General features: G+C 35.2%; 10 protein-coding genes. 8 read left to right on the top strand and 2 right to left on the bottom strand.

Features of this window, described 5'->3' with window-relative positions; translation table 11 throughout:
• Positions 1-102: 102 nt before the first annotated feature.
• Entirely contained in the window at positions 103-414 is a 312-nt protein-coding gene (locus OZD70_RS00250; RefSeq protein WP_275020087.1) for a hypothetical protein, read from the bottom strand.
• A gap of 96 nt (positions 415-510) precedes the next feature.
• Between OZD70_RS00250 and radC the strand changes: the two genes are divergently transcribed.
• A complete protein-coding gene (gene radC, locus OZD70_RS00245) occupies positions 511-1,185 on the top strand; it encodes a RadC family protein (protein ID WP_182184176.1) in 675 nt (224 codons plus the stop codon).
• A gap of 129 nt (positions 1,186-1,314) precedes the next feature.
• Positions 1,315-1,605 (top strand): GIY-YIG nuclease family protein, encoded by a 291-nt coding sequence (locus OZD70_RS00240; protein WP_007549156.1) that lies wholly within the window; start codon positions 1,315-1,317, stop codon positions 1,603-1,605.
• Between the two features lie 183 nt (positions 1,606-1,788).
• Here the strand turns inward: OZD70_RS00240 and OZD70_RS00235 are convergent, their stop codons facing one another.
• Positions 1,789-5,247, bottom strand: coding sequence for a UvrD-helicase domain-containing protein (locus OZD70_RS00235; RefSeq protein ID WP_275020084.1), 3,459 nt, complete (start codon positions 5,245-5,247; stop codon positions 1,789-1,791).
• Between the two features lie 81 nt (positions 5,248-5,328).
• Here OZD70_RS00235 and OZD70_RS00230 point away from each other — a divergent pair, with 81 nt between their 5' ends.
• The 6 genes from OZD70_RS00230 to OZD70_RS00205 all read left to right on the top strand — a co-directional run.
• A complete protein-coding gene (locus tag OZD70_RS00230) occupies positions 5,329-6,195 on the top strand; it encodes a 4-(cytidine 5'-diphospho)-2-C-methyl-D-erythritol kinase (RefSeq protein WP_182182982.1) in 867 nt (288 codons plus the stop codon).
• A 4-nt stretch (positions 6,196-6,199) separates the two neighbouring features.
• Positions 6,200-6,556, top strand: coding sequence for an Mth938-like domain-containing protein (locus OZD70_RS00225; RefSeq protein ID WP_182182983.1), 357 nt, complete (start codon positions 6,200-6,202; stop codon positions 6,554-6,556).
• Position 6,557: 1 nt separating this feature from the next.
• Positions 6,558-7,358, top strand: a complete 801-nt coding sequence (locus OZD70_RS00220) for a metal ABC transporter permease (protein ID WP_275020082.1) — start codon at positions 6,558-6,560, stop codon at positions 7,356-7,358.
• A 174-nt stretch (positions 7,359-7,532) separates the two neighbouring features.
• Positions 7,533-7,676 carry a hypothetical protein gene (locus OZD70_RS00215; protein ID WP_182182986.1) on the top strand — a complete coding sequence of 48 codons (144 nt, stop codon included), beginning with the start codon at positions 7,533-7,535 and terminating at the stop codon, positions 7,674-7,676.
• A 5-nt stretch (positions 7,677-7,681) separates the two neighbouring features.
• On the top strand, positions 7,682-8,698 hold the full coding sequence (gene holA, locus OZD70_RS00210; protein ID WP_275020080.1) for a DNA polymerase III subunit delta: 1,017 nt from the start codon (positions 7,682-7,684) through the stop codon (positions 8,696-8,698).
• Between the two features lie 170 nt (positions 8,699-8,868).
• On the top strand, positions 8,869-9,661 hold a 793-nt coding region (locus OZD70_RS00205; protein WP_275020077.1), incomplete at its 3' end, for an Rpn family recombination-promoting nuclease/putative transposase.

Below are 9,661 nucleotides of genomic sequence, written 5' to 3'. Positions count from 1 at the left end.
TTGAAGAATCATCATACCGTTACTTGTTAGCGGCTAAGAGATACCGCGGCGGTATGACGTAGAACTGCTGTCATTCCAGCACGTGACGCTGGAATCTAGTTCTTATTGTACATTTACTTGGTGTAGAGTTAAGTTTCCTGGATCCAAGTAGTCAAGACACTGGGATGACAAAAAAGGGGCTACTCTGATGACACCATCATAAGTGTCAGCTACTTTCATGACATCATTCTTTTTCCTGGATCCCAGTGTCTGGGCACTGGGATGACAAAGAAATAGGCACTGGGATGACATTATAGGGGCACTGGCCTGACAATCATCATCCCGCTGCTTGTTAACGGGATCTGCTGAGATACCGCGGCGGTATGAAGTAGAGCTCGCGTCAGCTACTTTGATGACACCATTTACTGTCTTCAAAAATGAATGTTCTTACAATTATGCACCATGTGCTTTATTAAATATTTTACTTAAAAATTCAATTTCTTATTATAAGAGACAAGCAATCCATTAATGATGAAAAATTACAAAAAGGGGCATAGAAAGCGCCTAAGAGAGAAAATTATTTTAGATAATGGACAATCATTACTTGATTATGAAGTTTTAGAGCACATTTTATATTCAGCATACAGTAGAATTGATGTAAAGCCGATAGCAAAGAGTTTGATAGAAAATTTTGGCAGTTTGAATAAAGTTTTTAATGCTGACCTGGAAGCACTGCAAAATGTTGATGGTGTCAGCAATGCAGCAATATCTGCCATCTTTTGTGTGAAACAAGCCTTTGTTCGTTCTGCAAGAGAAGAAATAAAAGACCTGCCTATAATCGATAACTGGGAAAAATTGCTTGATTATTTAAGAATAAGTATAGGAAGCCTCAATAAGGAAAATTTTCGTGTTATCTACATGAATAAAAAGTATCGTCTAATAGCGGAAGACCTGCAAAACGTTGGTACAGTAGATCAAACTCCTCTTTATGTCAGAGAGATCATCAAGCGCGCACTTTTGATTGGTTCAACATCCATTGTAATATCTCACAATCATCCAAGCGGAGATACACAACCTTCAAATAGCGATATATCTCTTACTAGGCAACTAGCAGAAGCTTGCCAAAGTATAGGAATAGAATTAATAGACCACATTATTATTACGTTCAGTAGCTATTTTAGTTTCAAAGAAAATAGGTTATTGTGAAAGCTTTTCGCTACGTGTTAGCGGCTAAAAGATGACGGTTCGCGGCGGTATGATGGTAAGTTTTATTGTGGCATGATGGTGTAGTATAATGTTGGTAAACCTCAGTTACTTTAGCTATAAACGATTAAGATGAAGTTATCATATATCTATATACTTACAAATAAAGCTAATAGCACATTATATATTGGTGTAACTGCAAATTTGATCAAGAGGATTTGGGAACACAAAAACAAAATTGTTTCAGGTTTTACATCAAGATATAATGTAAATAAACTTGTATATTTTGAAGAGTTTGAAGATATAAGTTTAGCTATTGCAAGAGAAAGGCGCCTGAAAGAATGGCCAAGGCAGTGGAAAATTAATTTGATCAATCAAAAGAATCCTAGCTGGGTTGACTTATATTACTTAGCTTTAAGATAGCTATGCTGAGATCCCGCTAACAAGTAGCGGGATCTATCCGCAGCAGTATGACGTAGGACTGCTGTCATCCCGCTGCTTGTTAGCGGCTGAGATACCGCGAATGAATCGCGGTATGACGGTTTGCGGCGGCATGACGGTTCGCGGTGGTATGACATAGTAGCTATTTCTTGTAATCAAGTTTCGTTAAAAGTCAGATTGAATAGTTAAATCTTCCACCCAAATAACCACACACTCTACTTGCTTGTTGGGATATATTTCTTGTACTAAGGTTTTATAGGTCAGCATTTGCTTTTTTATTTCATTTAATAAGGAAACAGAAACGTTACGGTGTGATTTGTAGTCAGTTATGATTGCTTTATCTTGCGTTATGCATAGCCTGTCTAGTCGTACTAACACTGGTTCGCTATCAATTACTCCACTTAGTGTAATTTCTGATTTGCCCTCTAAATCAAATAGGTAGCCATATTTTTCATTAAAGGCCAATATTTTACTGTAAATTTCATCCTTATCTTCACTGGTATTTATATTGTCAAGATATTTTCTGACCCAATTTTTTCTCCTTTCTTTTTCTATCTTGGGCATATATTGTAATATGCTGTGGATTATTAAGCCTCTTGCATAACCATCTGTCATCCCAGTGCTACTTTCTGTCATTCCAGTACCCCTATTTGTCATCCAAGTAGCGGACACTGGGATCCAGGCTTCTTTTTCTCTGGATTCCAGCATCAAGTGCTGGAATGACACCGGAGAGTGAGTAGCTGATGCTGGCTTTTCTTCTTTTTCCAGTGTCACGCACTGGGATGACATTGATAGGTTTGGCGGAAGCGAAATCACTGGAACGTCAAAATAATCACGTTTTTTATAAATGTAAGGGTAGTTTGCGTTCACACATAGCATTTCAACTTTTTCTTTAAATACTGGCTGTAAGTATGCTTGTTTCTCTTCATATGGTTCTCCATACTGAGTGATTAGATCATACCAAGAGCCCTTTTGCACTGGCTCTTTACTTAAGATGTATAACTCATCTTCAGCACGTGTGAGTGCTACGTATAATAAACGCAAATATTCATTATAATCCTCTAGTTTTTTCTCTCTTTTTACTTGATCACAATAAGCGTTGTTGTTTTTTCCACACCAAAATGGCACTTCTGTTCCATCAAAAATAATGCTTTCACTGTTTCTTGGCACTGTGTTTGTATCAACCAAAAATACTATGGGAGCTTGCAGACCTTTTGATTTGTGAATTGTCATTATTCGCACAGCATTGCGTTCTGATTGCATATCATTCTTAATCTCCGGATTATTCTCCTTGATCCATTGAACAAATGCTTGAAGAGATGGATTTTCAAATTGCAACACAAGGTTCATAAATTCGTCTAGAACCTCGAAGCACTCAAGACCTAGCCTTGCAGCAAATTTCTTCTTACCTGTACGCAATATATGTGTAAATAGTGCAAGAGGAGACTCTATGCGAGATAAGTTAATGAGATAGTTTAATTCACTATAGATAACCCCATCATAATCTTGAAGTCTTTCCCATAACGACTGTTCTTTGCGGTCGTATGCAATGTTAAATAAATCATCCTCGGTAAAATTGAATAACGGTGATTTTAAAGCATTTGCAAGAGCTAGATTATTTGCCTGGAGGAGTAAAAATTCGGCCAAAGCTATTAAGTCCTGCACGGCTATATAATTCATAATTCTAAAATAATCTCGGCCTACAACTGGCACGTTTGCTTTTTTAAGTTCGCTTATTATGTAATCAACTAACACGTTTCGTTGCCGTACCAGAATCACAATGTCCCTTGGTTCTATATGGCGATCTTTAGCAACTAAAATTCGCCCTTCATTTAACCAGTTGTGAATTTTGTGGGCTATTGCCTGAGCAAGTAATCGATCTGCTATTGTATAACCTTCCTTGCATGTCAGAGGAATTTGTAAAGCTCGCTGTTCTTTCTCTTTACACTTTGGTAACACTGGCCAAATTTCAATATATCCTTGATCATTTTCTCTATGTGGAACATGTTTTATTTCATTATCAACAAAAGATATTTCTGCGCGGAAGTTATTAAATATTCTATCTACAAGCATTAAAACTTCTGGAGTTGAACGAAATGACTTTTCAAGTTGGCATGATATCCAATCTCTACCACCAGCTTTCGTATGAAAGTATTGTTGGATGTAGTTGAATAGATGGGGATTTGCTCCTTGAAATCTGTATATGGATTGTTTTACGTCACCAACTACAAATAAGGTTCGCTTTTCATCATTACCGGCAAAAAATTCATCGCAGAGATTTGTTATAATTTTCCACTGGCTGATGCTATTGTCTTGTGCCTCGTCAACAAGGATGTGATCTATTTTTTGATCCAAGTTAAATAATATCCAATCTTTGTAGTTTGGATTGCTGAGAAGATTTGTTGCTAAGCCAATTATATCATTGTAGTCAAGCAGTGCGTTTTTTGATTTTTCGCTACTGTATAGATCAACATATACTTTAAACACACCAAGTAAGCTACTGGTTCTCTTGAATATTTGATAAGAGTTCATGTCTTTTATATGAGTAAACACTACATTCTGAACGCTCTCTATTATTTGCTCTGCATCTCTAAATTTCTCCAAAATACTTTTTGTTGCAATGGATGATATATTCTTTTTTTCGTGCAATTCTGATTTGAGAAATACCTTGGCTAAATCTTCTATTCTAGTGTCTTTCCGCTCCATTCCGGTGTTATCCGAGCAGCTGACACTGATTCTTTTTTTCTGGATTCCAGCGTCATGCGCTGGAATGACAGAGAGTGGTGGAATGATAGGAGATTTTACAAGGAATCTATTACACCAATCATAGAGCATTGCACTATAACTCTGATCTCTTTTACTGCCTTCACTTAATATCTCCGCTAGTCTTTCCACGTGCTCAATTGTTTCACTCTGTAAGTCATGAATTTCATCTGGGGCGCTCAATTTATCTTTGATATATTTCGAATCATTTGCTGATATCGATCTTTTTATACATAAAGTATAAAGCAAATCGCGCAATTTATTTTCATCAATTTCAGTTGCAATAAGATTGATATCATCCTGCACAGTTTCATTATGAAGCACTTTATTGAATATGATGGAATGTAATTCTTTACATTCACTCAGCGTACAATTTGGGGCGATGCCAGCTTCTATGGGAAAGTTGGAAATTAATTTGTAACAGAAAGCGTGTATGGTTTGTATGGTTAGGCCAAGATTTTCCAATTCAGAGAAAAGCCTTCTTGCTCTTGTTAAATAACGATCAAGTGCTTCATTTTTTCTGGATCCCAGTGTCACGCACTGGGATGACAAGTAGGGGTGCTGGGATCCCAGTGTTGTGCTACTTGGATGACAAAAAAGGGATGGCATCGGAAAGAAATCTAATTGTTCTAAATCTGCAACCAATACACTCTCTGAACATATTGCCCACCTACTAAGTGTACTGTGAATGCGGTTCTCCATCTCATTTGCTGCAGCATTGGTGAACGTTAAACAGAGAATATTTCTTTTGTTTTCTAATAAAAGTCTCAATACTCTGTCTATTAAGATCTTTGTTTTGCCTGTACCAGCGGACGCATTTACCCATACAGAGAAATTAGGATTTATGGCATTTTTTCTCATCAGAAGTGCAAAAACCTTATAGACGTTGACTAAAATAGGATTATACATATAATGTAAAAATAATCTTAGTGAAGATATATAATGAAAAGTTTTTGTGTAAAGGCGCCTGCAAAAATCAATCTTTTTTTGCATGTTGTAAATAAGAAGGAAACAGGATATCACTTGATTGAAGGTTTATTTGTCTTTGCTAATCTTTCTAATTTTTTGGAAATAAAAGTAGGTGAAAAGTATTCTAGATACGATAACTCTACAGTTGAATTTATAAACTCCGAGTCTAGAATAAATAACCAGTATAACACTATAACGAAAGCGGTTAATCTGCTGCTTAGACATGCTCCAGTGCGTACTAAAGTTTCTATTAGAGTTGTAAAGAACATACCAATTGCTGCAGGACTCGGTAGCGGATCCTCAGATGCTGGAGCTGTGGTACGTACGCTAGGGAAGCTGTGGAAGATTGATAGGACGATTTTAAATGAAATAGCCTTAAACGTTGGTGCTGATGTTCCTGCGAGTATAGATAGCAAGCCTGTTTTTGTTAGAGGTATTGGCGAAGAATTGTGCTATGTCCAAAAATTTTCCTTACCCACGAATGTGGTGCTTGTGAAACCGAAAAAAAGATTTTTGAGTACACCAGAGGTATTTTCCAAGCATGAAGGAGAATTTTCTGAGCCAATTAAATGGAGCAATGACGCTGAAAAGGATTTGTTGAAGCTTCTTAAAGAGACAAGAAATGATCTTCAAGAAATAGCAATAAGCCTTGTACCTGAAATTAAGGATGTGATATCAACACTTGAGTCACAAGAAGGCTCTATACTTTCTCGCATGTCAGGCAGTGGTGTATCATGCTTTGGAATATTCGATAGTGAGGAAAATGCAAAAGCTGCTGCAGTTAATATCGGAAAAAAACAACCAGAATGGTGGGTATGCAACACTCAATTAATAGTTTAACTTTATGCCCTTAATTTCCGAGAATAAAAATCTTATAAATGGTTACAGAGAAGGAAAATTTTTGGTGAATAATAGAGAATATTGCAGCTCAATTATAGTTTTTCCTGAAAAGGTGATTAAATTGAAAGAAAGTGATATAAATAGCAAGGAACATTTTAAATCTTTTTTAACAGAGAAAATAGAAATTTTGATAATAGGTACTGGTAAAACACGCAATATACCAAGTTCTTCAGTGAAGTCCTATCTTATGGAACAAAAAGATTTAAATTTTGAATTTATGACAACCGGTGCAGCATGCAGAACCCATAACGTTCTAATATCCGAAGATAGATTTGTTGTCAGTTATCTAATAGCCATATAGCATGCTTACCCAGGATTTTTTCATCAACAGTCTAGTTGCAGTAGTCGTAATTAGCCTAGTAACAGGCGCTTTAGGATCGTTTATGATATGGCAAAGGTTATCTTACCTTGGTGATAGTTTGTCCCATTCTTCGTTGCTTGGTGTTGCACTTGCTTTAATTTTTAAGATTAGCCCATCGATAAGCATAATGCTTATCGCAATTGCGTTTGCAATACTGCTTTCTCTTAATTTTAACAGATTATATTCTGCTGATACGATATTGAACATTGTTACCAATGTAGTTTTATCATCGAGTTTAATACTTATGTCTTTTCTTCCATCGGGCAATAATAGTATTATTAGCTCACTGTTTGGTGATATATTAACGCTCGATCAAAGTGATATGGTATTGATTTTTTTTACCTCTGTAATAGTTACTTTGATATTAATATTTAGATGGCGTTATTGGTTAATGATTTCAATTAATCAAGATTTAGCAGTAGTTGAGAAGATTAATGTCAATTTTATTAGACTAGAATTTTTAATCACTCTTGCGATATTTATAGCAATTGCTGCTCAATTAATAGGAATATTACTCATTGCTGCATTTTTGCTAATACCAGCAGCATCTGCAAGGCTCATTTCGAAAACTCCGATGCAGATGATTATTGTTGCAACAGTTTTTTCTGTGATTTCTGGGATATCAGGTCTGATGTTATCTGCAAGTTTTGATTTGTTAACTGGCCCTGCAATTATACTTGTTGCAGCTGTATATTTAATTATCGCTTATTTTATAAGGTTAATATTAAGTAGGTTGGTTTAATTTTAGTCTCGAATGTTAATAATTTTGTAATATACTCATTATAAAACATCACTATCTTAGCACAAAATAGTTTTTGCTATACTATTATTTATATGCTAGTGATAAGTTGTTAATTTTATGGAGTAAGCAATATGAGCGAAGAAGGATTTTTTTTCTAAATATATAGTACAACCTATGAAAAATTTTTACAATAAGTGTGCTTCTTTTTGGAAGAAGGATGCGTCAGATGATGTGCAGAGTACGGCAGATGATATTGTACAAGAAAGCTCAGAGTCTTTGGATACTCATGTACAATCAAATGAGAATGATATCATATAGGTGGCATGAGGGTTACACCATCCAAAGTTAAAAGATTCCTAGAGAAACCTAATGCTTTACGTGGTGTGTTAATTCATGGAAGTGATAACAGTAGGGTTGATTTTTATGTACAAGAAATAATTGCCAATTTGGGTGAGTATTCAGTTCAGGTGATGGATTTTGCAGTAGTGAATAAGTCACCCGGTTTACTGTTTTTTGAATTGGCAAACATTTCGATGTTTACCAGCAAAAAATTAATTAAGCTGATAAATGTGAGTGGAGGTATATCCAAAGAGTTAAAAAACGTATTGGATTATAACGCAAGTGGTCACTATGTAATGATGGTAGCAAGTGATCTTCCATATAATTCTGCGACTAAAAGTTATATGGAGAGTTCAAAAATTTTTGGTGTGATTGCTTGCTATAAGGACAGCAACAGCAATCTTTATGACATTATATCAAGTTACTTAAAACAAAATGATATAAAATGCACAAACGAGATAATCTACCATTTGCAATCTTACTTTAATCATAGCAAGCTGCCTATATGTTCAGAACTTGAGAAGTTAGTTTTGTACTTAGGGGAGAGAAAAGACCTAAAACTTACTGATATAGAATTATGCTTTTCAACTTCTGGTAACGACTATGCTACACTTGATGATCTATGCTCTGCCATAGCAAGTAAAGATATGTCGCGCTTCATTAGAATTTCTGATGCATTGATATCGCAAGAAAATTTTTCACCGATAGCGCTAATTCGCATTATATCAAATTATTTCCTACGCCTTGAAAACGTTTTGCTGTCAGTGCAAGGTGGAATGAGTGAGCAGGCTGCGATTGATCAGCTAAGCCCTCCATTGTTTTTTAAACAATTGCAGAGCTTTAAATCTCATTTGAAAAGTTTGCAACTTTCAGAACTTAAAAAGATTTTGGCAGAATTGATAAGCTTAGAAGTTACCTGTAAAAAAACTGACTTGGATCATAAAATGATTTTTCAGCAGGTGATTTGTCATATTACAAATACAATTACTTGCTATAGCTAACAAAGATAAGGTGTAACCAGACTGCATTCTGTGATTTTTAGCAAAGCACGATCTTTCATTTGAGCTTTCTTCAATTTAAAATAAATACAGAAACTAGCTATCTTCAAAAATATGGTTGAATAATTGTTAATAATAGTGTATAATTGTTAATATTTTTAAGCATTTTTGCCATGGCTCTTTCAAAATTTCTCGATCCTCGCAATGATTTGTGTTTCAAAAAAATCTTTGGAACGGAAAAAAATAAGAATATCCTGATCCACTTTTTGAACGATATTTTAGGGTTTACTGAGATAAATGCAATACAAGAAGTTGAGTTTCTTAGCACTATTATGGATCCCGAAGTTGCCTCTGATAAACAAAGTATTGTTGATGTTCTCTGCAAGGATTCTCACGGAAATAGATATATAGCAGAAATGCAGCTCGCTAGAGACAAGGGCTTCGAAAAACGCGCTCAATTATATGCCGCTAAAGCCTACTCAAGACAATTAGATAAATCTGGCAACTACATTGATTTAAAGAAAGTCTTCTTTATTGCTATATCAAATTGTAACTTACTTCCTGAAGAAATTGATTATATCTCTACTCATAATATACGTGATATAAAAACTAACGGCCATTACTTAAAAGATTTTCAATTTATCTTTATAGAATTACCAAAATTTTCAAAAAGCAAAGTAGAGCAGTTAGAAAGTATAGTAGAAAGGTGGTGTTTCTTTTTTAAATACGCAGAAGAAACAACAGAAGAGGACTTAAAAGAGATAGCAGAAAAAGCGCCAATAATAAAGCTAGCATATGATGAATTAGACAAGTTTCGTTGGGACGAAAAAGATTTAGTAGCTTACGAAGAAAGAATAATGGATCTATGCAAAGAAGAAGCCATTCTTGAATACAGACTTGATCTTGCTGAAGAGAAAGGTATACAAAAAGGTATAGAGAAAGGAAAAATTGAAGGGAAAATTGAAG

This window comes from Wolbachia endosymbiont of Drosophila tsacasi (assembly GCF_028982115.1).
GTDB classification, from domain to species: Bacteria; Pseudomonadota; Alphaproteobacteria; order Rickettsiales; family Anaplasmataceae; genus Wolbachia; species Wolbachia pipientis_B.
The sequence above is the reverse complement of the archived record's forward strand: the minus strand, read 5'-3'. Positions and strand labels throughout refer to the sequence as shown.

What these genes read in the sequence shown, in the direction of transcription:
- OZD70_RS00220 (WP_275020082.1), top strand. Translation starts at nt 6,558, where the DNA reads ATGCTTACCCAGGATTTTTTCATCAACAGTCTAGTTGCAGTAGTCGTA.
- OZD70_RS00230 (WP_182182982.1), top strand. Translation starts at nt 5,329, where the DNA reads ATGAAAAGTTTTTGTGTAAAGGCGCCTGCAAAAATCAATCTTTTTTTG.
- OZD70_RS00225 (WP_182182983.1), top strand. Translation starts at nt 6,200, where the DNA reads ATGCCCTTAATTTCCGAGAATAAAAATCTTATAAATGGTTACAGAGAA.
- radC (WP_182184176.1), top strand. Translation starts at nt 511, where the DNA reads ATGAAAAATTACAAAAAGGGGCATAGAAAGCGCCTAAGAGAGAAAATT.
- OZD70_RS00235 (WP_275020084.1), bottom strand. Translation starts at nt 5,247, where the DNA reads ATGAGAAAAAATGCCATAAATCCTAATTTCTCTGTATGGGTAAATGCG.
- holA (WP_275020080.1), top strand. Translation starts at nt 7,682, where the DNA reads ATGAGGGTTACACCATCCAAAGTTAAAAGATTCCTAGAGAAACCTAAT.
- OZD70_RS00215 (WP_182182986.1), top strand. Translation starts at nt 7,533, where the DNA reads ATGAAAAATTTTTACAATAAGTGTGCTTCTTTTTGGAAGAAGGATGCG.
- OZD70_RS00240 (WP_007549156.1), top strand. Translation starts at nt 1,315, where the DNA reads ATGAAGTTATCATATATCTATATACTTACAAATAAAGCTAATAGCACA.